The organism is Sphingobium agri (genome assembly GCF_023051225.1).
GTDB classification, from domain to species: Bacteria; Pseudomonadota; Alphaproteobacteria; order Sphingomonadales; family Sphingomonadaceae; genus Sphingobium; species Sphingobium agri.
The window spans coordinates 206429-227716 of record NZ_JALKHS010000004.1; the positions used below are offsets into that span (position 1 = coordinate 206429).

Annotated in this window: 21 protein-coding genes; 7 read left to right on the plus strand and 14 right to left on the minus strand. The window is 63.5% G+C overall.

Annotated features, from left to right (window positions below):
- Positions 1–81: 81 nt before the first annotated feature.
- The 7 genes from MU848_RS02200 to mnmA form a co-directional block, all read right to left on the minus strand.
- Positions 82–762: a DUF2490 domain-containing protein gene (locus tag MU848_RS02200; RefSeq protein WP_201515838.1), complete on the minus strand. Its 681-nt coding sequence runs from the start codon at positions 760–762 to the stop codon at positions 82–84.
- A gap of 194 nt (positions 763–956) precedes the next feature.
- A complete protein-coding gene (locus MU848_RS02205) occupies positions 957–3080 on the minus strand; it encodes a sodium-translocating pyrophosphatase (RefSeq protein ID WP_247229943.1) in 2124 nt (707 codons plus the stop codon).
- 251 nt (positions 3081–3331) lie between these two features.
- Positions 3332–4246: a thiamine-phosphate kinase gene (thiL, locus tag MU848_RS02210; protein ID WP_247229945.1), complete on the minus strand. Its 915-nt coding sequence runs from the start codon at positions 4244–4246 to the stop codon at positions 3332–3334.
- A 44-nt stretch (positions 4247–4290) separates the two neighbouring features.
- Complete coding sequence (nusB, locus tag MU848_RS02215) at positions 4291–4737, minus strand: transcription antitermination factor NusB (RefSeq protein ID WP_247229947.1); 447 nt, start codon at positions 4735–4737, stop codon at positions 4291–4293.
- A gap of 84 nt (positions 4738–4821) precedes the next feature.
- Entirely contained in the window at positions 4822–6111 is a 1290-nt protein-coding gene (gene hisD, locus MU848_RS02220; protein ID WP_201515841.1) for a histidinol dehydrogenase, read from the minus strand.
- Positions 6101–6763, minus strand: coding sequence for an ATP phosphoribosyltransferase (gene hisG / locus MU848_RS02225; RefSeq protein ID WP_097092539.1), 663 nt, complete (start codon positions 6761–6763; stop codon positions 6101–6103). Before hisG ends, hisD begins: the two co-directional genes overlap by 11 nt.
- Positions 6764–6804: 41 nt before the next feature.
- The gene (gene mnmA / locus MU848_RS02230; RefSeq protein WP_247229949.1) at positions 6805–7911 is read right to left on the minus strand and encodes a tRNA 2-thiouridine(34) synthase MnmA; all 1107 of its coding nucleotides are present in this window, start codon (positions 7909–7911) and stop codon (positions 6805–6807) included.
- A gap of 124 nt (positions 7912–8035) precedes the next feature.
- Between mnmA and MU848_RS02235 the strand changes: the two genes are divergently transcribed.
- The 3 genes from MU848_RS02235 (at position 8036) to MU848_RS02245 (ending at position 9195) form a co-directional block, all read left to right on the plus strand.
- Positions 8036–8332: a hypothetical protein gene (locus MU848_RS02235; protein ID WP_097092541.1), complete on the plus strand. Its 297-nt coding sequence runs from the start codon at positions 8036–8038 to the stop codon at positions 8330–8332.
- Positions 8333–8439: 107 nt separating this feature from the next.
- The gene (gene sciP / locus MU848_RS02240; protein ID WP_097092542.1) at positions 8440–8739 is read left to right on the plus strand and encodes a CtrA inhibitor SciP; all 300 of its coding nucleotides are present in this window, start codon (positions 8440–8442) and stop codon (positions 8737–8739) included.
- Between the two features lie 201 nt (positions 8740–8940).
- Positions 8941–9195 carry a GlsB/YeaQ/YmgE family stress response membrane protein gene (locus tag MU848_RS02245; RefSeq protein ID WP_022682486.1) on the plus strand — a complete coding sequence of 85 codons (255 nt, stop codon included), beginning with the start codon at positions 8941–8943 and terminating at the stop codon, positions 9193–9195.
- Positions 9196–9262: 67 nt separating this feature from the next.
- On the opposite strand, the gene MU848_RS02250 is transcribed toward MU848_RS02245, so the two are convergent.
- Positions 9263–9511 carry a GlsB/YeaQ/YmgE family stress response membrane protein gene (locus tag MU848_RS02250; protein ID WP_247229951.1) on the minus strand — a complete coding sequence of 83 codons (249 nt, stop codon included), beginning with the start codon at positions 9509–9511 and terminating at the stop codon, positions 9263–9265.
- A 175-nt stretch (positions 9512–9686) separates the two neighbouring features.
- Between MU848_RS02250 and MU848_RS02255 the strand changes: the two genes are divergently transcribed.
- The 4 genes from MU848_RS02255 (at position 9687) to MU848_RS02270 (ending at position 16561) form a co-directional block, all read left to right on the plus strand.
- Complete coding sequence (locus MU848_RS02255; RefSeq protein WP_247229953.1) at positions 9687–10856, plus strand: efflux RND transporter periplasmic adaptor subunit; 1170 nt, start codon at positions 9687–9689, stop codon at positions 10854–10856.
- Between the two features lie 24 nt (positions 10857–10880).
- Positions 10881–14042, plus strand: a complete 3162-nt coding sequence (locus tag MU848_RS02260) for an efflux RND transporter permease subunit (RefSeq protein WP_247229955.1) — start codon at positions 10881–10883, stop codon at positions 14040–14042.
- A 71-nt stretch (positions 14043–14113) separates the two neighbouring features.
- Positions 14114–15379 (plus strand): DUF445 domain-containing protein, encoded by a 1266-nt coding sequence (locus MU848_RS02265; protein ID WP_247229957.1) that lies wholly within the window; start codon positions 14114–14116, stop codon positions 15377–15379.
- Between the two features lie 99 nt (positions 15380–15478).
- The gene (locus MU848_RS02270) at positions 15479–16561 is read left to right on the plus strand and encodes an alkene reductase (protein ID WP_247229959.1); all 1083 of its coding nucleotides are present in this window, start codon (positions 15479–15481) and stop codon (positions 16559–16561) included.
- Positions 16562–16629: 68 nt separating this feature from the next.
- On the opposite strand, the gene ribH is transcribed toward MU848_RS02270, so the two are convergent.
- The 6 genes from ribH to MU848_RS02300 form a co-directional block, all read right to left on the minus strand.
- Positions 16630–17052 carry a 6,7-dimethyl-8-ribityllumazine synthase gene (gene ribH / locus MU848_RS02275; RefSeq protein ID WP_097092547.1) on the minus strand — a complete coding sequence of 141 codons (423 nt, stop codon included), beginning with the start codon at positions 17050–17052 and terminating at the stop codon, positions 16630–16632.
- 14 nt (positions 17053–17066) lie between these two features.
- Complete coding sequence (ribB, locus tag MU848_RS02280; RefSeq protein WP_247229961.1) at positions 17067–18350, minus strand: 3,4-dihydroxy-2-butanone-4-phosphate synthase; 1284 nt, start codon at positions 18348–18350, stop codon at positions 17067–17069.
- Between the two features lie 71 nt (positions 18351–18421).
- Positions 18422–19033 carry a riboflavin synthase gene (locus MU848_RS02285; protein ID WP_201515846.1) on the minus strand — a complete coding sequence of 204 codons (612 nt, stop codon included), beginning with the start codon at positions 19031–19033 and terminating at the stop codon, positions 18422–18424.
- A 32-nt stretch (positions 19034–19065) separates the two neighbouring features.
- Positions 19066–20049 carry a bifunctional diaminohydroxyphosphoribosylaminopyrimidine deaminase/5-amino-6-(5-phosphoribosylamino)uracil reductase RibD gene (ribD, locus tag MU848_RS02290; RefSeq protein ID WP_281494268.1) on the minus strand — a complete coding sequence of 328 codons (984 nt, stop codon included), beginning with the start codon at positions 20047–20049 and terminating at the stop codon, positions 19066–19068.
- Positions 20050–20057: 8 nt separating this feature from the next.
- Positions 20058–20513 (minus strand): hypothetical protein, encoded by a 456-nt coding sequence (locus tag MU848_RS02295; protein ID WP_380800049.1) that lies wholly within the window; start codon positions 20511–20513, stop codon positions 20058–20060.
- 65 nt (positions 20514–20578) lie between these two features.
- Positions 20579–21271 (minus strand): energy transducer TonB, encoded by a 693-nt coding sequence (locus MU848_RS02300; RefSeq protein ID WP_247229963.1) that lies wholly within the window; start codon positions 21269–21271, stop codon positions 20579–20581.
- Positions 21272–21288 lie beyond the last annotated feature (17 nt).

The following is a 21288-nucleotide window of genomic DNA, read 5'->3' on the forward strand; positions in this document are numbered from 1 at the left end:
GCACAGGGGCAAGCTGGAGGGCCTGGCGTTCATCCGTCGAGCAAGGAGAGGCACCCTCCTCCCCCGTTCAAATTCGAATGATCAGAAGGAGAAGCTCAGCGCGAAGGAGGCCACATTGTCATTGGCATCTTCCGCATTGGGCCGGAAGCCATGCTGATGCAGATAGCCGATTTCCGCATTCACATTCTTCGTGATTGGGGTGGTGATGGCAATCAGGTTGCGCATCCGCTCCTCCCCCTCGACCCGCTGGAAATTGGTGGTGTTGAGGTCGATGAAGCTTTCATGGCTCAGCACCAGGGCGGTCTTGCCGCCTTCCTTGAAAGGCAGCACATATTTGACATAGGGGCGGAAGCGCCACGCGGTGCCATCGACACCTTCGCGCCAGCGCTCTTCCAGGCGAAGGCGCGCGCTCAACTGGCCAGGACCGATCTTCACGATATTGTCGAACGTTACCTGCTGGCGGCCGCGATGCTCCATCACGGCGAATTCGCCGGCATTGTAGTTGGGATCGTGGGTGTAGCCCGCCCAGACCGTCACATTCTTCGTCACCTTGTAGCCGAGGAGCGAATTCATCTCGACCTCGTAAAGGCCGTCACGGTCTTCGCTGAACCGGGCGATGACTTCCTGAGAGAAGCGCCATTTGTCGCTCAGCTTCACCGTGGCGCTGACGCCGGTCCAAAGCTGATCATCCTCAGTCGCATGTGCCAGAGATGGCACAGCCAAGGCCAGCGAGGCCGTCAACAGCTTCAAAGTCGGTCGCATCATGATCTCCCATCGCCTTGTGGCGCGGGGGCCGACTATGACCTTTATGTGACCATGTCATTTCCATTTTATGTAGTTTTTGTGACAATTGTTTCTGAAGTTATCATGTGCCATGGCCGATCCAGATCGCACCAGATAAAATGGCCCCGTCCGACGCCGGACAGGGCCATCTTCGTCTTCGAAAATTTACGCCGTCAGACGCCGTGCGCCAAGGCTGCGAGCAGCAGCAAGGCAACGATGTTCGTGATCTTTATCATCGGATTGACGGCCGGTCCGGCGGTGTCCTTATAAGGATCACCCACCGTATCGCCGGTCACCGCCGCCTTGTGCGCGTCCGATCCCTTGCCGCCATGGTTGCCGTCCTCGATATATTTTTTGGCATTGTCCCAGGCGCCCCCGCCCGAGGTCATCGAGAGCGCGACGAACAGGCCCGACACGATGACGCCCAGCAGCAAAGCGCCAAGCGCCGCAAAGCCGTTCGGCGTCCCGGCTACGGCGGAAATGGCGAAATAGACGATGATCGGCGCCAGCACCGGCAGCAGGCTGGGTATGATCATCTCCTTGATCGCCGCGCGGGTGACGAGATCGACCGTGCGGGCATAGTCGGGGCGCGACGTGCCTTCCATGATGCCGCTGTTGGTGGCGAACTGATCGCGAACGTCCTTCACAACGTCGCCCGCCGCGCGGCCGACAGCCGTCATGCCCATCGCGCCGAACAGATAGGGCAGCAGTGCGCCCAGCAGCAGACCGACGATGACGTAAGGATTGGACAGGCTGAAATCGACCGGCTCAGTCAGGCCGAGGGCCGAGTTGTAGAATTTAAGGTCTTCCGTGTAGGCGCCGAACAGCACAAGCGCTGCGAGCCCTGCCGAGCCGATGGCATAGCCCTTCGTCACTGCCTTGGTGGTGTTGCCCACGGCATCAAGCGCGTCGGTCTTGGCCCGCACGCTGTCGTCGAGATGCGACATCTCCGCGATGCCACCCGCATTGTCCGTCACAGGGCCATAGGCGTCCAGTGCCACGACCATGCCCGCGAGCGCCAGCATCGCGGTTGCTGCAAAGGCGATGCCGATCAGCCCCGCCAACTGATGCGCGACGATGATCCCCGCGACGATCACAAGCGTCGGAAGCGCGGTCGCTTCCAGGCTGACGGCCAGGCCCTGGATCACGTTGGTGCCGTGGCCGGTTTCAGACGCACGGGCGATGCTGCGCACCGGGCGATAATTGGTGCCGGTATAATATTCGGTGATCCAGACGATGAGGCCAGTGACGGCAAGCCCGACCATCATCGCCCAGAACAAGGCCATGCCGGTATAGCCGCCTGCGCCATCCAAATCCGTGCCGAAGCGTGCATTCAAGTCTCCCAGCGTGAAGCTGGTTGCAAAATAGAGCGCCGGAATCGAAAGGATCGCGGTGGTCCAGAATCCCTTGTAGAGCGCTCCCATGATGGACTGGCTGGAACCGAGACGCACCATATAGGTGCCGATGATCGAGGTGATGATGCACACGCCGCCAACGATCAGCGGCAGGGACATGAGCCGTTGCAGAAAGGCGTTGTCGACACCGCTCACCAGCAAGGCGGTCAGGACCATGGTCGCGCCGACCGTCACGACATAGGTTTCGAACAAATCGGCCGCCATGCCCGCGCAGTCACCGACATTGTCGCCGACATTGTCCGCAATCACGGCGGGGTTGCGTGGGTCGTCTTCCGGAATGCCCGCTTCCACCTTGCCTACAAGATCAGCGCCGACGTCTGCCGCCTTGGTGAAGATGCCGCCGCCCAACCGCGCGAAGATCGAGATGAGGCTGGCGCCGAATGCAAGCGCTACCAGGGAGTCGATCACCAGACGGTCATCGGGAGCATGGCCTGCCGGCCCCGTCAGATACCAGAAGAAGACGCTGATCGCGAGCAGCGCCAGCCCTGCCACCAGCATGCCCGTGATCGCACCCGCGCGGAAAGCCACCGTAAGCCCGCTCTGCAATGTCGTGCGTGCCGCTTCGGCGGTACGGACATTGGCGCGCACGGAAATGTTCATGCCGATGAAGCCTGCCGCCCCTGACAGGATCGCGCCGATCAGAAATCCGATTGCGGAGGTCCCGCCCAGGAAGAAGAAGACCAGGGCCGCCACCACGACTCCGACCATGCCGATCGTCATATATTGGCGGCTGAGATAGGCCTTTGCCCCTTCCTGGATCGCGCCCGCTATGGATTGCATGGTTTCATTGCCGGCAGACGCTGCCAGCACCTGACGACTGGTGAACAAGCCGTAGAGCACGGCCAGCAGGCCGCACCCTATGGCGATATAGACAATCTGCATGGATGTTCCTCTCCCCCTTGTTTTCCTGTCATCGGCCGCTCCGCAGGGAAAGACGGGCGGACGAAAGGCATGAAGGCGGGCGGCCGGAATTCACGCATCCGGCATCAGGCACCGCATCAATCAGCGTCAAGGTCACGGACATGATGGCGTCCAACCGGGCTGAGAAAAGGATGGCGCGAAGCTACAGGCAGGATGAGCGGCGTCAAGTCGTTACGAAACGCACCTGAATCAAGCTGTTGCGCGCTTGGCTTTCAACCATGTTCCCAGCCGAGCCGGTCCGGCAGCGGCACTGACGCCCCGTCGATCATCAGCGTGAGGCCTGACCCGGGAGAGAAGCTGCCCACTGGAATGGCCTTCACCGGCGGCTTGGCGGAGGACGGCATGGCGAACAGCAGTTCATAATCATCGCCTGCGCGCGCGGCGGCGATCTGCGCAGCAGTGCCGCCGCCGCTCACCAGTTCCAGCGCTGGGGACAGCGGCACATGGTCGATGGTGACGGATAGCCCGCTGGCCTGCGCCATGCGCATAGCGTCGATCAGGAGCCCGTCCGAGACGTCCATCATCGAATGCACATGGTCCGCGAGCAGCGCGCCTTCGGCAAGACGGGGCCTGGGACGCCGATAGGCCTCGACCAGCGGCCCTGACGCGGCCGGGTTCGATCGGAGCAAGTCCAGACCCGCTCCTGCGTCGCCCACTGGCCCGGTGAGGTAGAGGCGATCACCCGCCTGCGCGCCGCTCCTGGCAGGGACAGGCCCGCTTGCCTCGCCAATCGCGGTCAGGCTGTAGCTGCGCGCGCTGCCTTGCGGCATCTTCACCGTGTCTCCACCCAGAAGTGTCATGGCATGACGGCCGAGTGCCTCCCCCAATCCTTCGAGAAAGGCGGCGTCCCAGGCGTCATCGCCTGACAGCGCATAGTTTAGCAAACAGCCGACCGGCCGTGCGCCTTTGGCGGCGAGGTCGGACAGATTGACCGCCGCCAGCTTCCAGCCGATGTCGGCGGGAGGATCGCTGGCAAGATGATGCACCCCTTCCACCATCGTGTCGCTGGTGAGGATCAGCCGCGAGCCGCCCACGTCCAGAACGGCGGCATCGTCCTGCAGTCCGCGCGCGGCGGGATCATTGGCCAGCAGGCGGAGGAGGGTCAGGAAGCGGGATTCAGCGGACATGAAAATGACCTCCGTTCGCCCTTGGCCCTAACAGAAGTGGTTCGTTACTTCCGCACATCCTTTGCGACGCCGTCCAGCAGGCCGTTCACGAAACCCGCCTCGCGCTTGTCGTAAAAGGCATGAGCCACGTCGACATATTCGCTGATCACGGTTCCGGTCGGCACGTCGCGGCGCGCGATGAGCTCATAGGCGCCCGCACGCAGGATCTGCCGCATGGGCCTGTCCAGACGTTCGAGGCTCCAGCCCTTCGAAAGGCGGGCGGTGATCAGTCCGTCAATTTCGCCGCGCCGCTTGTTAACGCCAGTCACGATATCGTCGAAGAAGATTTCCTCCGCTTCGGCATAGGTCACATCCTCGATCGTCGCGCCGAGCCGGTGCTGATGGAATTCATGCAGCAGGACGCTAAGCGGCGTGCTTTCCATTTCCAGCTGGTACAGCGCCTGCACCGCGGCAAGGCGGGCGGCGGAGCGGGATTTGGAGCGTTCGTTCATAAAGGTCTTCTATTCCGATCAATTGGAGCCTGTCGAGAACCCTGCGCATCCGGTTCTCGACAGGCTCGAACCGAACGAAAATGATCAGCTCAGCCGCACCGCCACGGAGGCGGCGTGCGCGGGCAGTCCTTCCGCCTCCGCCAGCGCAACCGCCGCGGGGCCGATCGCATCGATCGCGGCCTGATCAAGGCTGAGGAAGCTGGTGCGTTTCATGAAGTCGAGCACGGACAGCCCCGAGGAGAAACGCGCGCGCCGCCCGGTGGGCAGGACGTGGTTCGGCCCCGCGACATAATCGCCCACCGCTTCGGGGGTCATACGGCCCAGGAACACCGATCCGGCATGACGAACCTGCTCAAACAGGATTTCGGGATCTTCCACAGCCAGTTCCAGATGCTCAGCCGCCAGGCGGTTGACGAGCGGCATGGCCTCTTCAAGATCGCGCACGAGGATGATGGCGCCATTTGCAGCCCAACTGGTCGTGGCGACCGCCTGCGTCGACAAGAGCGGCAAGCGCCTTTCCACCGCCGCTGCAACCGCGTCGGCGAAAACCGCATCGTCCGTGAACAGGATCGACTGACTGGTCGGATCATGCTCCGATTGGCTCAGCAGATCGGCGGCGATCCAGTCCGGATCGTTTTTCCCGTCGGCGACGACAACGATCTCCGATGGGCCAGCGACCATGTCGATGCCGACCACGCCATATAATTGCCGCTTGGCTTCAGCGACCCAGGCATTGCCGGGCCCGGTGACGACATCCACAGGCTTGATCCGATCCGTGCCATAGGCAAGCGCTGCCACGGCCTGAGCGCCGCCGATGCGCCAGATTTCCTCGATACCGACGATGCTGGCAGCGGCGAGGACGAGCGGGTTGATCACGCCATTGGGCGTCGGGGTCACCATGGCGATGCGCGACACGCCAGCCACCTTGGCGGGAATGACGTTCATCAGCAGTGAGCTGGGATAGGCCGCCCGGCCGCCCGGTACATAAAGCCCGGCCGCATCGACCGGCCGCCAGCGTGCGCCCAGCCGCACGCCAGCGTTGTCGGTGCCATCGCTGTCCTGCGGCTTCTGCTTTTCATGATAGGCGGTGATACGTGCCGCCGCGAGTTCGAGGGCGTCGCGCAATTCGGACGATATGCCGTCGAGCGCCGCGCGGCACTCGGCGCGGGTGACCGCCCAGCCGCTTGCTTCCAGATCGTGCCGGTCGAACCGGCTGGTATAATCGGCGAGCGCTGCATCGCCCTCCGCACGGACGCGCTTCAGAATCGCCGCGACATCGCGGGACACATCTTCATCCGCCTCGCGCCGGGCATCGACCAGCGCCGTGAAGGCGGCGGCGAAGTCGGCGTCACGGCTGTCGAGCCTAAGCGGCATCCCTGCCTCCTACGGCCTTGCGGAAACCTTCCACCAATGGCGCCAGTTCGGCCGAACGCATCTTGTAGGCGGCGCGATTGACGACCAGCCGCGCCGAGACCTGCATGATGACATGGGTTTCGACCAACCCGTTCGCCTTGAGTGTCGCTCCCGACGACACGAGATCGACGATCCGCCGCGACAGGCCGAGCGAGGGCGCGAGTTCCATCGCTCCGTTCAGCTTCACGCACTCCGCCTGAATCCCACGCGCCTCATAGTAGCGGCGGGTCAGATAGGGATATTTGGTGGCGACTCGCACATGGCTCATCGCCGCCTCATCCTCCCCAGCAAGATCGACCGGTTCGGCGACCGACAAGCGGCAATGACCGATGTCGAGGTCGACCGGCGCATAAAGCTCGGAATAGTCGAACTCATCCACCACGTCGGAACCTACTATCCCGATCTGCGCCGCGCCATGGGCGACGAAGGTCGCCACGTCGAAGGCGCGCACGCGGATGATCGAAATGTCAGGGCGATTGGTGGCGAAGCGCAGCGCCCGGCTCTTCTTGTCATGAAACTCCGCCTCCGGCTCTATGCCGACGCGCGCGAGCATCGGCAGCGCCTCATCGAGGATGCGGCCTTTCGGGATGGCAAGGGTGAGCGGACGAGTCATGACCGGCGGGCCTTAGCGGCGCGCGCCATAAAGGACAATATTCATGCAGCGTGCGCCAGCGCCGCTTCGGTGGCCTCGATCCAGCCGCCCCCCAGCACCCGGTCGCCCGCATAGAGCACCGCCGCCTGCCCCGGCGCGACGCCATATTCGGGCGCGTCGAAAGCCAGGCGATCACCCTCCAGCCGGGCCGGGACGGGCTTGGCCATGGAGCGCACCTTGGCCGTCAGGGGGCCTGTGAAGGCGCCGCCAAGCCAGTTGATGTCACTCAGCCGCGCCGCAGACACCGCCAGCGCGGCCTTGGGTCCGACAATTACCCGCCGCCCGTCAGCATCGAGGCGGACGACATAAAGCGGCTCGGCCTGTCCGCCAATCTCCAGCCCCTTGCGCTGGCCAACGGTGTAGTGGATCAGCCCCTTATGCGTGCCGAGGACGCGACCATCGACATGGACGATGTCGCCGCCCTCGTCGGCATCCGGGCGCAGCTTGCGCACCACCCCTGCATAATCGCCATCGGGCACGAAGCAGATGTCCTGGCTGTCGGGCTTCAGCGCCACGGAGAGGCCGAGTTCCGCCGCGATTTCGCGCACCTGCGGCTTGGGTAGGCCACCCAGCGGAAAGCGCAGATAATCGAGCTGGGCCTGCGTCGTGGCGAAAAGGAAATAGCTCTGGTCGCGCGCCGGGTCCGCAGCCCGGTGCAGTTCAGCACCTTGCGCGCCTTCGACGCGGCGAACATAATGGCCGGTCGCCAGACAGTCGGCGCCCAGGTCTCGCGCTATCTGAAACAGATCGGTAAACTTCACCCCCATATTGCATTTGACGCAGGGGATAGGCGTCCGTCCCGACATATATTCATCGGCGAAGTCCGCGATCACTGAATCGCGAAAGCGGCTCTCATAGTCAAAGACATAATGGGCAATACCGATCCGATCGGCGACAGCGCGCGCGTCGCGTATGTCCTGCCCCGCGCAGCAACTGCCGGTGCGGCCAACCGCCGCGCCATGATCATAAAGCTGGAGCGTCACGCCAATGGTTTCGGCGCCCGTACGTGCAGCAAGAGCGGCAACGACGCTGGAATCCACGCCACCTGACATGGCAACGACGATTCGCCGCTTCGCAAGCGGTTCGGGCAACTGAAATTCGGGCTGCATAGGCGGCCATATAATCGCCAGCTGCGATGCATTCCAGCCGGATTCGGTCCTTTCGCCTCCAAAGTATCGTTTCGGTCGCGCGAGTTTACCGGACTTTATCCTTTCTCCCCTACTTATCCTTCCCATGGATTTCGGTTTCCTTCGGGCAGGCGGGCTTAAACCCGCCAATGCCAGACCTGTCAGCCGGCCGCACGCGCCGGTCTGGCCGCTGCTGCGCGCCGCTTCCGCGGCGGAGCAGGCGGCCAGCCCGACCGCTCAGGCGGTTGCCGGGGTCCTGCGGGGGCAGGATGAACCAGGAGACTGGATCCAGGATTTGGCCGAAGTGTTCGCGCCACGTCCAAGCGGCATGATCGAAGCCGCGCGTCCGACGGGAAGCTTCAACCCGTTGATCGCACAGCATTTAAGAGTGGGACAAGGATGATGAAGGGGGCGTTTACCGTGGCGCTTTAGCTGATCTTCAGGGCTGACGCGCATAACGGTTGCCGCTGCTGAATTCGGCAACGCCAGTGCCGCTTTTTGAGGGTGAGAATGATAGAAAATCAAAAAATCCGACCTGCTCAGGTCGTCGGGCCGCTCGGGGAACCCTTGACTCTGGAGAGCCTGCCGCCTGCCAACACGACGCGCTGGGTCGTCCGCCGCAAGGCTGAGGTCGTCGCAGCCGTCAATGGAGGCCTGCTTACGGTCGATGAAGCCTGCGCGCGTTACTCGCTGACGCTGGAGGAATTTGCAGGATGGCAGCGCGCCGTGGACCGTTCAGGCATGCATGGCCTGCGCGTGACGCGGATTCAATATTATAAATCGCTCTACGAGCGGCAGCAGAAATACTGACGATCCGCCAGTCCGGCACATGCTGGACGCGTTTCGGGCAAGCGCCGCCGAATGCAGATTCGGCGGCGCTTTCTGTTGGTGGGCCATCCGATTCACCAGCCATTGTCAACCCAGAAACATTTCTCAGGGAACGCGAAGCCGAGTTCGCCGTTGAATAGATCAGCCAACCCGCTGGGGGCGCTGGTCCAAGGAGAGTGTGAAATGGGTATCATTTTGTGGCTTGTTGTCGGTGGTATCATTGGCTGGCTTGCCAGCATGGTCATGCGCACCGATGCGCAGCAGGGCATTTTGCTGAACATCGTCGTCGGCATCGTCGGCGCGTTCATTGGTGGCCTGATCTTTAGCGGCGGTTCGATCAATGATGGCCTGACGCTCTATAGCTTCCTCGTTTCCCTGGTAGGCGCCATCGTGCTGCTTGCCATCGTTAATCTGGTCCGTCGCGGATCGGTGCGTTAAAACCACCCAAAGCATCGCTGGCGGGTATGAAGGGCTGCGTTTCGGCGCAGCCCTTTTCGTCATGTGGTCAACCGCGCCGCGCGAACCACCGGTAGATTGCCAGCACGGCGATGGCCCCGAGAACCGCAGCAAGGAAGCTCGCCTGCTGCCCGGGCTCATAGATGCCGAGCAGACGCCCGACATAAGCGGCGAACAGCGCACCCGCTATCCCCAGCAATATAGTCACGACGCATCCACTTGGATCGCGGCCAGGCATCACCAGACGAGCGATCGCTCCAGCGAGCAGGCCTACGATGATCCACCCCAGTAATTCCATCCTAGCCTCCTCCGGCCACATCCCCCATAGCGCCACAGGTGCGCCGATTTGGCAAGCGCGCGGGCCAGTGCCGCCGTTGCCCCGCTGGTGCGCACAGTGTATTTAGGGTTGAGCAGGGTGATGTATTTATATAACACAGCACCTGCCGGGCCCGCCGCCCGTTGATGGAACCAGGATGAACTACGAAACTCAGGTTGCCGGCGACGCTCCGGCGCGCATCTTTGGCGAAGAACCGCGCTCTTCCAAGCGGCGGGCGCTGACGATTGGCGCTGTGATCGCCATCATCCTGATTGCTGCCGCCGCCTGGATCAGCATGCATGGCAAGGGCGAGGATGCGGCCGCCACGGTGGAAGAGGCGCCGGTCGTCACCGTGCTGGTTCCCGGGCAATCCATCGTCCCCCGCACCGTTAGCGGCACCGGATCGCTCGCCGCTCGGGTCGACATGCCGGTCGGCGTGGTGGGCGAAGGCGGACAGGTCACGCGCGTGCTGGTGCAACCGGGCGACTGGGTGCGCGCCGGACAGGTGCTGGCAGTGATCGAACGATCGGTGCAGACCGAGCAGATACGTTCGCTCGCCGCACAGCTGGAGGTCAATCGGGCCGATGCGAAGCTGGCGCAGGCGCAGCTCGACCGGGCACAGGCTCTTGTGAAGCGCGGTTTCATCAGCCGGGCCGACATCGATCAGCGTACCGCCACGCGCGACGCCGCCAACGCTCGGGTCAATGTCGCCGTGGCGCAGCTTGCCGAACAGCGCGCCCGCACCGGGCGGCTCGATATTCGCGCGCCTGCCGCGGGCCTCGTCCTGACGCGAGAGGTGGAGCCGGGACAGATTGTGGGTTCGGGCAGCGGCGTGCTGTTCCGCATGGCCAAGGGTGGCGAGATGGAGCTTTTGACCCAGCTGAGCGAAGGCGATCTTGCGACGCTGCGGCCGGGCAACAGCGCAACGGTCACGCCTGTCGGCAGTCAGACCGAATTTTCAGGCCGCGTCTGGCAGGTATCGCCGGTCGTCGATCCGCAGACGCGGCAGGGCATTGTCCGCATCGCCATTCCCTATAACAAGGAAATCAGGCCAGGCGGCTTTGCTGCCGCCAAGATCGTGAGCGGCACCGCTACGGCACCGCTGCTGCCGGAGTCCGCCATTCAGACGGATGCCAAGGGGCATTTCGTCTATGTCATCAACGGAAGGAATGAGGCTGAACGGCGCGGCGTCGAGGTCGGGCAGGTCTCTCCGAAGGGTGTTCCGGTGACGCGCGGCCTCAATGGCGGCGAACGCATTGTCGCATCCGCAGGCGCATTCCTGCGGCCGGGGCAGAAGGTGCGGCCACAAGTTCAAAAGGCCGGGTAAGCCCGCGCAGGCGAGGAAGCCGTCATGAGTTTTCGCAATATCTCTGCCTGGGCCATCCGCAACCCAGTGTCCCCGCTCGTGCTGTTCGTAGCCCTGCTGCTGGCCGGCATGGTCAGCTTCGGCCGCATGGACGTCAACCAGCAGCCGGACGTCACCTTTCCCGTTGCTCAAGTGGTCGTTTTACAGCCGGGCGCCGCACCGCCTGAACTGGAAACCCAGGTAACCCAGCGCGTCGAAGCGGCGGTGCGTGGCATCAGCGGCGTGGACGAGATCACCTCGACAGTCTCTGAGGGTCAGTCGACGACGATCGTCCAGTTCCAGATCGGAACTCCGATCGACCGGGGCGTCAATGACGTCAAGAATGCGGTCGACCAAATCCGCAGCGACCTGCCCGAAGGCATATTGGAACCGCAGGTGACGCGCCTGGATGCCGATCGCCCGATCGCCTATTTCAGCGCCGAAGCCACCGACATGACCCTCGAACAATTGTCATGGTATGTCGACAATACCGTCGCCAAGCGGCTGCTCGCGGTGCCGGGTATGGCAGCAGTCCGGCGCGGTGGCGGCGTCACCCGCGAGATACGCGTCATTCTCGACCCGGCAAAGTTGCAGTCCCATGGGGTCACCGCCGCGCAGGTCAATCAACAGTTGCAGCAGGTTAACCTGAACGCTGCGGGCGGACGCACCGAAATCGCCGGAGCCGAACAGGCCATCCGCGTGCTCGGCAACGCACAGGATGCCTATGCGCTTGGCCAGACACAGATAGCCATCCCAGGGGGCCGCACCGTAAAGCTGTCCGATCTAGCCGATGTTCGCGACATGTTTGCCGAACAGCGATCGCTTTCGCTGATGAACGGCATGCAGGTGACGAGCTTCAGCCTGGAAAAGGCGAAGGGATCATCCGACGTCACCGTATTCGACGATGCGATGAAGGTGATGGAGCAGCTGAAGAAGGAAAATCCGAAGGTCCGTTACAGGGAGCTGTTCAACAGCGTCGATTACACCAAGAGCCAGTACCACGCGGCGATGCAGTCGATGATCGAAGGCGCCGTGCTGGCGGTCGTCGTGGTGTTCCTGTTCCTGCGCGACTGGCGCGCGACGATCATCGCTGCGCTGGCCATTCCGCTGTCGGCCATTCCGACCTTCTGGTTCATGGATATGATGGGCTTCACGCTCAACGTCACCTCGCTCCTGGCCTTGAGTCTGGTTGCGGGCGTGCTGGTCGACGATGCCATCGTGGAAATCGAGAATATCGTCCGCCATATGCGCATGGGAAAGACGGCCTACCAGGCCTCGATCGACGCGGCGGACGAAATCGGACTGGCCGTGCTGGCTACGACCATGGCGATCGTTGCCGTGTTCCTGCCGGTCGGATTGATGCCGGGCATTTCAGGCCAGTTCTTCATCCAGTTCGGCATGACCGTCGTAGTGGCGGTGCTGCTCAGCCTGGCCGTCGCGCGCCTGATCACGCCGATGATCGCCGCCTATTTCCTGAAGGCGCATGGGCAGGAAAGCCATGGCGAAGGCTGGCTGATGGACGTCTATATGCGGGTGCTCCACTGGTCGCTGGATGAAAGCCGGGCCAATGCGCATCGCGCGCGGGGAGCAAGGCCGCGCTTTGCCGCATGGCTGCGCGATCACCGGATCTGGACGGTGGGCATAGGGGGGCTCGCATTTCTGGCGACGCTGCTTGCCTTCGGCACCCTGCCAATGGCGTTCCAGCCGTCGATGAACACCGATTACAGTCAGGTGAAGATCGAAACCGTGCCAGGCAGCACGCTTGCGCAGACTACTCAGGTTGCGCGCCGCGTGGCGGACATGCTGACGGCGGACAAGCAATTTGTCGACGCGGCTTTCGCGGACATCCAACCGACCAGCGCAAACATCTATCTGACGCTCAAGAAGGACCGGCCTGCGTCCTCCGTGGAATGGGAACGCAGCATGGCGCCCAAATTCCAGCAAATCGCAGATGCGCGCGTGAACTTCCAGTCGCAGGCAGGTGGCGGCATGGGCCGCGACGTTACCATAATGCTGGGCAGCGACAATGCCGAACTGCTTGACCAAACTGCAAACAAGCTGGTCGGCGAGATGCTGAGCGTGAAGGAAATCAGGGCGCCTCGCGTCCAGGGCGACATGAACAGGCCCGAGATCATCATCAAGCCGCGCTTCGACTTGGCCGCCAGCCTTGGCGTCACGACGGCCGCGCTCAGCCAGACGATCCGAGTGGCGACGATCGGCGACATAGATCAGAATACCGCGAAATTCTCGCTCTCGGATCGGCAGATCCCGATCCGCGTGGCGGTGGAGGAGAATAGCCGAAGCGATATCACGACCATCGAGAACATGCCCGTGCCGACGGTCAACGGCGGTTCGGTTCCGCTGAAAGTCGTTGCTGACGTCGAATTTGGCGCCGGGCCGACGCAAATCCGCCGATATAATCAGATACGCCGGATCGTGGTCGATGCCGACTTTGCCCCAGGCATCGTCAGCAGTCAGGCGATGAAGAAGATCAACGCCCTGCCCACGATGAAGGAGATCAACGAAGGCCGCATCACCGGCATTCAGAAGATCAATACCGGGGAGTCCAAATGGCAGGCGGAAATGCTGAAGAACTTCGCCGTCGCGGTGATTTCCGGGATACTGCTGGTGCTCGCGGTGCTGACGCTGCTGTACAAGCGGTTGATGCCGCCCTTCGTCAATCTCGGCTCGCTGCTGCTGGCCCCGCTCGGCGGAGCCTTGGCACTGCATCTTACCGGCAATCCCATTTCCATGCCGGTCATGATCGGCGTCTTGATGCTGTTGGGCATCGTCGCGAAAAACTCGATCCTGGTGATCGACTTCGCGCTCGAGGAAATCCAGAAGGGTGTTCCTCGTTTCGACGCGATCATCGATGCCGGGCACAAGCGCGCGCAGCCGATCGTCATGACCACGGTCGCAATGGTGGCGGGCATGGTGCCGACCGCAGTTTCGCTTGGCGGGGACAGCGCGTGGCGCGCGCCGATGGGTATTACGGTGATCGGCGGGCTGCTTCTGTCCACGCTCCTCACGCTCGTCATCGTGCCTGCGACATTCAGTTTGGCGTTGCAGCTGGAAGGATGGGCGGGACCGCGCCTTGGCCGACGCCTGCTTACTTATAAGGCGGGAGACGACGCAAAGCATGAAGGAACTGCACAACCGGCGGAGTGAAGCCAATTGGCTGATCAGCGTGAAAGACGCGTGCGGCTGAACGAAACGGCGGCGTAACCGTTGGACGGACGATGAAGCAGCTTCCCGTGTCCCTGCCCGCCGCGCATGCCCCTGCCCGGACCCCGCGCGACATGCGGCTGGTGGCGACGGGCATGTTGATCGCGATGGCGCTGCTGTTCCTCGCCGCGCGATCCACGGTCCACCTGCACCCCGCGATCGGCTTCGTTCAGGCTTTTGCGGAAGCTGCCATGGTGGGCGGTCTGGCGGACTGGTTCGCGGTGACGGCGCTGTTCCGGCATCCGCTGGGACTGCCGATCCCGCATACGGCGATCATCCCGCGCAACAAGGACCGGATTGGCGACACGCTTGCGCTGTTCCTGAGAGACAATTTCCTGACCCCCGCCGTGGTCGCGCGCCGGATGCAGCGGCTGGATGTCGCAGCGGCCGCCGGGCGCTTCCTCGCCAGCCCCGCAGGCGGGGACGGCCGCTTGCGCGAAGGCGCATCGCGGCTGGCGGCAGACATGCTGGAGGCACTAGACCAGGAGCGGCTTGGCGGCATGGTCAAGGGCGCCATCGCCCAGCGGCTGCGGGGCATGAACGTAGCGCCGCTGATCGGGCAGGCCATCGAGGCGGCGATGCGCAACGGCCGCCATGCGCCGGTGATGGACGGCATCATCCATTGGGCCGACCGCACATTGGAGGCCAATGACCATCTTATCCGCCAGATGGTGCATGACCGGGCGGGCAAGATATTGCGATGGACAGGATTGGACGAAAACCTGTCCAACGCGATCATCGACGGGCTGCGGCGGCTGCTGGCGGAAATGGCCGCTGACCCGCAACATAGCCTGCGCCTCAAGGCCGAAGAAGGCATGGCAAAGCTGGCAAGCGACCTGCAATTCGATCCCGCGATGCAGGAGCGCGTCGCGCGCATCCGTGACGAGATCGTGGACAATCCGGCGATGCAGCGTTGGATAGACGGCCTGTGGGAGCAAGCCCGTTCCGGATTGTTGCGCGCGGTGCGTGACCCCGGCAAGGCGATGGCCGGGCGGCTCGGCGAAGCATTGCAGCAACTGGGAACGACATTGCAGGAGGATTCGCGCCTGCGCCTGCTGATCAACCGCTTTGTGCGCCGGGCTGCGGTCGGCGGGACCGCCGCCTATGGCGATTCCATCGTGACGCTGGTCAGCGAGACGGTGCGCGGCTGGGATGCGGGCACGGTGACCAGCCGACTGGAGAGCGCCGTCGGGCGCGACCTGCAATATATCCGCATCAATGGGACGTTGGTCGGTGGACTCGTCGGCCTGGCCATTCACACGGTCGACACGCTGTTTTGACATTTTGCGGCGCGCGGCCTTGAAAGCCTGAATTTGGCTCCCTAACTGGCGTCAACGAGCATTTCAGTTGCAAATAGCAACTTTGATAAGGGGATTTTCATGATCAGCCTCTTCGATCCCGTTCAACTAGGCGCCGTCAAGGCGCGCAATCGGATATTGATGGCGCCGCTGACCCGCGCCCGCGCGACCCGCGACCATGTGCCGACGCCGATCATGGCCGATTATTATCGCCAGCGCGCCACGGCGGGCCTGATCATCAGCGAAGGCATCGGCGTGTCTCAGCAAGGCCTAGGTTGGCCATTCGCGCCGGGCATCTGGTCGGCTGAGCAGGTGGAGGCCTGGAAGCCGATCACCCAGGCCGTGCATGATGCGGGCGGCCGCATCTTTGCGCAGCTCTGGCACATGGGCCGCCTGGTCCATTCCAGCGTCAGCGGGCAGCAGCCCGTATCGTCCAGCCCGATCACCGCGCCCGGCCATGCCCATAGCTATGACGGCAACAAGCCCTATGAGCAGCCGCGCGCGCTGGAAGCGGACGAAATCCCGGGCCTGATCGCTAGCTATGTCACCGCTGCGCGCAACGCGCGTGAAGCCGGGTTCGATGGCGTCCAGATCCACGCCGCGAACGGCTATCTGATAGACGAATTCCTGCGCGATGGCGTCAACCAGCGGCAGGACGAGTATGGCGGCAGCCCGGAAAAGCGCGTCCGGCTGCTGCGCGAAATCACCCAGGCCGTCGCGGATGCCATCGGCGCTGACAGGACGGCGGTGCGCATCTCCATCAACGGCGCGTCGCAAGGCACGGACGATAGCGATCCCGCCAGCCTTGCTATCGCCATCGCCAAGGCGCTGGACCCGATCGGGATCGCCTTCCTCGAGATGCGCGAATTGCGTCCGGAGGGCACACGGGGAGCGAGCGACGTTCCGCGCCAGTCCCCCCTGATCCGCCGTCATTTCAACGGGCCGCTCGTCCTGAACAGCGATTATGACGCGGCCCGGGCGCAGGAGGATCTGGACAGCGGCCTTGCCCAGGCGATCAGCTTCGGACGCCCGTTCATCGCCAATCCGGACCTGCCGGATCGCCTGTCGCTAGGCGCTCCGCTCAATCCCTTGAGCACCGACACGCTCTACACGCAGGGCCGCGAGGGCTATGTCGATTATCCGGTTCTCGCCAAGGCAGGCTGAACCCTTGATGGAAAAAGGGCCGCTCCGATCAAGGGCGGCCCTTTTTCTTGTGAGCAGCGGCGCAGGGATCAGGCGCCGAATTTCTCGCGCAACGCCAGCATGGCAATGGCGGCCTTTGCAGCTTCGCCGCCCTTGTCCTTTTCATCCGGCTTGGCGCGGGTGAGCGCCTGCGCCTCGTTCTCGACGGTCAGGATGCCGTTGCCAATGGCGATGCCATCCATGCTGAGCGCCATGAGGCCCCGCGCGCTTTCGTTCGACACCACTTCGAAATGATAGGTTTCGCCGCGGATCACCACGCCGATCGCCACGAAGCCGTCATAACGGCCGGACTCCGCCGCCAGCGCGACCGCGCCGGGGATTTCCAGCGCGCCCGGCACCGTCACGACGTCATATTTATGCCCTTCCGCCTCCAACGCGGCCACCGCGCCTTCGATCAGCAGATCATTGAGATGGTCGTAGAAGCGGGCTTCAACGATCAGGAATTTCGCCACGGCCGTTATCCTTCCTATAGCTCGATGGGCCGGTGCCCAACCACGGCAAGGTCATAGCCGTCAAGCGCGATGAGGCTGTGGCTGCTATTGGTGAGCAGCACCATGTCGTGGACGCCAAGCTCCGCAAGGATTTGCGCGCCCACGCCATAATCGCGCAGTTCATCCATGCCGCTGCCCGGCTGGCCCGCATGGTGACGCAGGATACGGGTAACAAAGTCCGACGGCGAATTGCTGGTCAGGACCACAATGATGCCCGCCCCTTCCTGGGAGATGATCTCCATCGATTTGCCCAAGATGCCACAGCGGGGACCGCTCGCTCCATAAACATCGTCGAGCAGGGATAATTGATGCACCCGGACCAGCGTGGGCTCATCAGGCGAAACATGCCCCTTCTGCAGCACGAGTTGGTCCGTCTGGGTGGCCTTGTTGTAGAAGCTGATCGCCTTCCAGTCGCCGCCCCACTTGCTGTTGAAGACGGTTTCGGCCCGCCGTTCGACCATATGATCATGACGGCGGCGATAGGCGATAAGGTCGCGGATCGTGCCGATCTTCATCTTGTGCTTCTGGGCGAAGGGGATGAGATCATCGAGGCGCGCCATGGTGCCGTCGTCCTTCATCACTTCGCAGATCACGCCCGACGGGTTGAGCCCGGCGAGACGCGCCACGTCGACGGCCGCCTCGGTATGGCCGGTGCGTACCAGAACGCCGCCATCCTTGGCGACAAGAGGGAAGACATGGCCGGGCGTCACGATGTCGTCACGGCCCTTTGACCCGTCGATCGCTACCGAGATGGTGCGCGCGCGGTCGGCGGCGCTGATCCCGGTCGTGACGCCTTCCCGCGCTTCGATGGACACCGTGAAGGCGGTTTCATGCCGCGTGCCGTTGTTGCGGCTCATAAGGTCGATGCCGAGATGATCGACCCGATCCTTGGTCAAGGCCAGGCAGATGAGGCCACGGCCATGGGTCGCCATGAAGTTGATCGCGTCCGGCGTCGCCATTTGCGCCGGGATCACCAGGTCGCCTTCATTTTCCCGGTCCTCATCATCGACCAGGATGAACATGCGGCCATTGCGGGCTTCGTTGATGATCTCTTCCGGCGAGGCGAGGGCGGTGCCGCCTTCGCGCCGGGCCAGATAGGTTTCCAGCTTGCCAAGCGTTTCGGCAGTGGGATTCCAGTCGGTTTCGCCCAGTCTGCGGAGAGAATTGGCATGAAGGCCCGCAGCGCGTGCCAGCCCCGAACGGGACATGCCCCCTTCATTCACCAGGGTGCGGACGGTATCGATAAGAGCTGAAGACATGAGCGACTCCTTGACCAACAGGGTCTTGGAGTGCGGTTATCACATCATGATGTGATTTTATCAAGCTGCAATCACATTGCTTGGCGCAGGCTTTGCATCCGATCAAGGTAGCGGGCGAGCACGTCGATCTCCAGATTGAACGATCGCCCTTCGGCCAGAGCGTCCAACGTCGTCGCAGCGGCGGTGTGCGGAATGATGTTGAGGCCGAAGTGGACGGAACCGTCCGGCTGATCTTCGACGCTGTTGACGGTCAGCGAAATGCCATCGAGGGTGATCGATCCCTTGGCCGCGAGAGCGGAAGCGAGTGCGGGAGGCGCGGCGATCACCAGCCGGGTCGAATCCCCCTCAGGGGCGGCCGATACCAATGTACCGACGCCATCGACATGGCCGGTCACGATATGGCCGCCAAGCTCGTCACCCACCTTGAGCGCGCGTTCCAGATTGAGCCTGGCGCCCTGCCGCCAGAGACCGGGCGCGGTGCGATCCACGGTTTCGGCGGACAGATCGACGGCGAACCAATCGGCGCCCTTCTCCACCACTGTAAGGCAAGCGCCGGAGCAGGCGATCGAGGCGCCGATCGCAACGCTGTCCATGTCATAAGCGGTGCCGATGACGAGGCGAAGGTCTCCCCGCTGTTCGGCGGAGCGGATGGTGCCGATGTCGGTGATGATGCCGGTGAACATGGGTGCGTGATCCTGCTGGTTCGGTGACGCTCCTAAGCGCCGCGCCGCCTTTCGTAAACCTCCAGCCGGTCATCGCCCAGTTGCCGTGCGTCGGTCAGGGTCCAGCGATGATGCGCCTGGGCGAGGTCCGACAGGCCGATGTCGCCGATGCCAGCAAGGCCCCCGCCGATGATAATCGGTGCGCGGTAAAGGAGCAGACGGTCGACCAAATCGGCTCGCAGAAACGCCGCTGCGGTTGAAGCGCCACCCTCCACCATCAGATGATCGACATGATTGAGCGCGGCGATCTCTTCGGGCTGCGCGACGGCTTCCCAACCTTCGGGCGCATCGCCGCGCGTCAGCAGCAGGCGGCGGGGAGAGCGATCCTCCAGCCCCGGCAGGCGCACATCGAGGCGCGGGGCGTCGGCGCGCAGTGTGCCGCCGCCGACAAGGATGGCGTCATGGCGCGCCCGCTCCAGATGCGCATGCGCGCGCGCGGCCTCTCCTGTGATCCAGCGGCTGGCCCCGTCCCTGAGCGCGATGCAGCCGTCGAGCGACAGGCCAAGCTTCAGGGTGACGGCGGGGCGGCCCAGCGTCTGGCGCAGGACGAAACCGCGCATGGCCGCAGCAGCCTCCTTCGCCATCACGCCCATTTCGACCTGGATGCCGCGCGCGCGCAGATGCCCTGCGCCTTGCCCATCGGTACGCGGGTCGGGGTCGCGAAGCGCGATCACCACGCGGGCCACGCCTGCTCGTGCCATCAGGTCGGCACAGCGCGGCCCACGGGCGGACAGGTGAAAACAGGGTTCCAGCGTCACATAAGCGGTCGCGCCGCGCGCCTGATCCTGCGCCTCGTCCAGCGCCTGCGCTTCGGCATGGGGCCGGCCGCCCTTCTGGGTCCAGCCACGGCCCACGACGGCTCCATCGCGAACGATCAGGCAGCCGACATTGGGATTGGGCGTGGACAGGCCCCGGCCACGTTCCGACAGGGCAATGGCCGCTTCCATGAAACGGCGGTCGTCGGCGGGGTCGGCCATCGGGAAACTCAATTCTGGCTGGTCTTGGGCGCGGCCTTTTCCGCCGCTTCCGCCTTGGCCAGCCGCGAGTCGAGCTGCGCGTTGATCTGCTTCAACGCTTCCTTGCGCCTGGCGCTGTTGCGGGCTTCCTCGGTGCGCCAGTCGATGCCGAATGCGTCGGCCCATCCCTGCATCTGCTTCTGCCGTTTTTGCAGCGCCGCTTCGCTTTTCGCGAGGTCGATTTTCTGCTGCAGGATGATGGCTGCGTCCGACCGGCTCGCGTCCCAGCTCTGGACGTAGATGATCTTGTTGCGGGTCGGCATGGTGTTGGTGTTGGCGTCGACCATGAACACCCAGATGATGACCCACGTGATCGCCATCGACAGCCCGAGCAGCGGCCATTTATGCGGCCGATTCTCGCGGAAATAGCTCCACAGGTCGCCAAGCGCGCTTTTGGGAGAGACCGGACGGGGGAAAATCGCCATCGCCGCTATATAGGATAGGGCAGCGCCGGATGCAAAGCCGCGCCTTGCATCCGGCGCCGTCAGGCTCACCTGTCGGTCAGCTTGAAATGGACGGTGAGAACCTTTGTTCCTGGCACCGGCACGCCATCGCGAGTCGCGGGGCGAAAACGCCATTTGCGCATCGCATGCCGCTGGGTGGCGATCCAGAAGGCCTCATCGGTCGCAGACAGCCGCTCGATGCCCGTCACCCTGCCGTCCGCGCCTATGCTGACGCGGACGGTGACCGATCCTTCCACGCTTTGCCGGATCATCGAGCCGGGATAATCGGGCTGGAAAGCCGCCATGGCGCGCGGGTCGATGCCGACTTCTGTGACAACGGGTTCACGCGCCGGCTCGATGGGCGGATCGATGACACTGCCGCCCGCACCGGTGCCAGCGGTTGTTCCGCCTGTGGGCACTAACGGCCCTTCACCGCTATTGGGTAGCTTCACCAGATCATCGGGATTTGAGGGGATCGGGTCTACGGTCGGCTGGGCCGGAAGCTTGGTCTCGGCGGGCTGCGGCTGGGCTTCGGGCGGCGGCGGCGGATCGAGGGGGATCTGATTGCCGATCAGGATCTGCGGCACATAAGGCGCGATCACCTCCTTGGGCATCAGGATGAAAGCGCCGACCACCAGCGCATGGACCGCGATGGTCGCCCCGATCGCGGCGGGCGATCCCCCGCCACCGCTGTAGCCACGCTGGTGGCCATTTGCCGCATGCATTGCCGATACTGCCATTGCATCCTCCATCCTCA

Coding starts and splice junctions, on each gene's coding strand:
- MU848_RS02265 (WP_247229957.1), top strand. CDS start 14,114: ATGAAGCAGCTTCCCGTGTCCCTGCCCGCCGCGCATGCCCCTGCCCGG.
- MU848_RS02245 (WP_022682486.1), top strand. CDS start 8,941: ATGGGTATCATTTTGTGGCTTGTTGTCGGTGGTATCATTGGCTGGCTT.
- MU848_RS02285 (WP_201515846.1), bottom strand. CDS start 19,033: ATGTTCACCGGCATCATCACCGACATCGGCACCATCCGCTCCGCCGAA.
- MU848_RS02260 (WP_247229955.1), top strand. CDS start 10,881: ATGAGTTTTCGCAATATCTCTGCCTGGGCCATCCGCAACCCAGTGTCC.
- hisG (WP_097092539.1), bottom strand. CDS start 6,763: ATGACTCGTCCGCTCACCCTTGCCATCCCGAAAGGCCGCATCCTCGAT.
- hisD (WP_201515841.1), bottom strand. CDS start 6,111: ATGCCGCTTAGGCTCGACAGCCGTGACGCCGACTTCGCCGCCGCCTTC.
- nusB (WP_247229947.1), bottom strand. CDS start 4,737: ATGAACGAACGCTCCAAATCCCGCTCCGCCGCCCGCCTTGCCGCGGTG.
- MU848_RS02200 (WP_201515838.1), bottom strand. CDS start 762: ATGCGACCGACTTTGAAGCTGTTGACGGCCTCGCTGGCCTTGGCTGTG.
- MU848_RS02205 (WP_247229943.1), bottom strand. CDS start 3,080: ATGCAGATTGTCTATATCGCCATAGGGTGCGGCCTGCTGGCCGTGCTC.
- MU848_RS02300 (WP_247229963.1), bottom strand. CDS start 21,271: ATGGCAGTATCGGCAATGCATGCGGCAAATGGCCACCAGCGTGGCTAC.
- ribD (WP_281494268.1), bottom strand. CDS start 20,049: ATGGCCGACCCCGCCGACGACCGCCGTTTCATGGAAGCGGCCATTGCC.
- MU848_RS02270 (WP_247229959.1), top strand. CDS start 15,479: ATGATCAGCCTCTTCGATCCCGTTCAACTAGGCGCCGTCAAGGCGCGC.
- ribB (WP_247229961.1), bottom strand. CDS start 18,350: ATGTCTTCAGCTCTTATCGATACCGTCCGCACCCTGGTGAATGAAGGG.
- mnmA (WP_247229949.1), bottom strand. CDS start 7,911: ATGCAGCCCGAATTTCAGTTGCCCGAACCGCTTGCGAAGCGGCGAATC.
- thiL (WP_247229945.1), bottom strand. CDS start 4,246: ATGTCCGCTGAATCCCGCTTCCTGACCCTCCTCCGCCTGCTGGCCAAT.
- MU848_RS02250 (WP_247229951.1), bottom strand. CDS start 9,511: ATGGAATTACTGGGGTGGATCATCGTAGGCCTGCTCGCTGGAGCGATC.
- sciP (WP_097092542.1), top strand. CDS start 8,440: ATGATAGAAAATCAAAAAATCCGACCTGCTCAGGTCGTCGGGCCGCTC.
- MU848_RS02255 (WP_247229953.1), top strand. CDS start 9,687: ATGAACTACGAAACTCAGGTTGCCGGCGACGCTCCGGCGCGCATCTTT.
- MU848_RS02235 (WP_097092541.1), top strand. CDS start 8,036: ATGGATTTCGGTTTCCTTCGGGCAGGCGGGCTTAAACCCGCCAATGCC.
- MU848_RS02295 (WP_380800049.1), bottom strand. CDS start 20,513: ATGGCGATTTTCCCCCGTCCGGTCTCTCCCAAAAGCGCGCTTGGCGAC.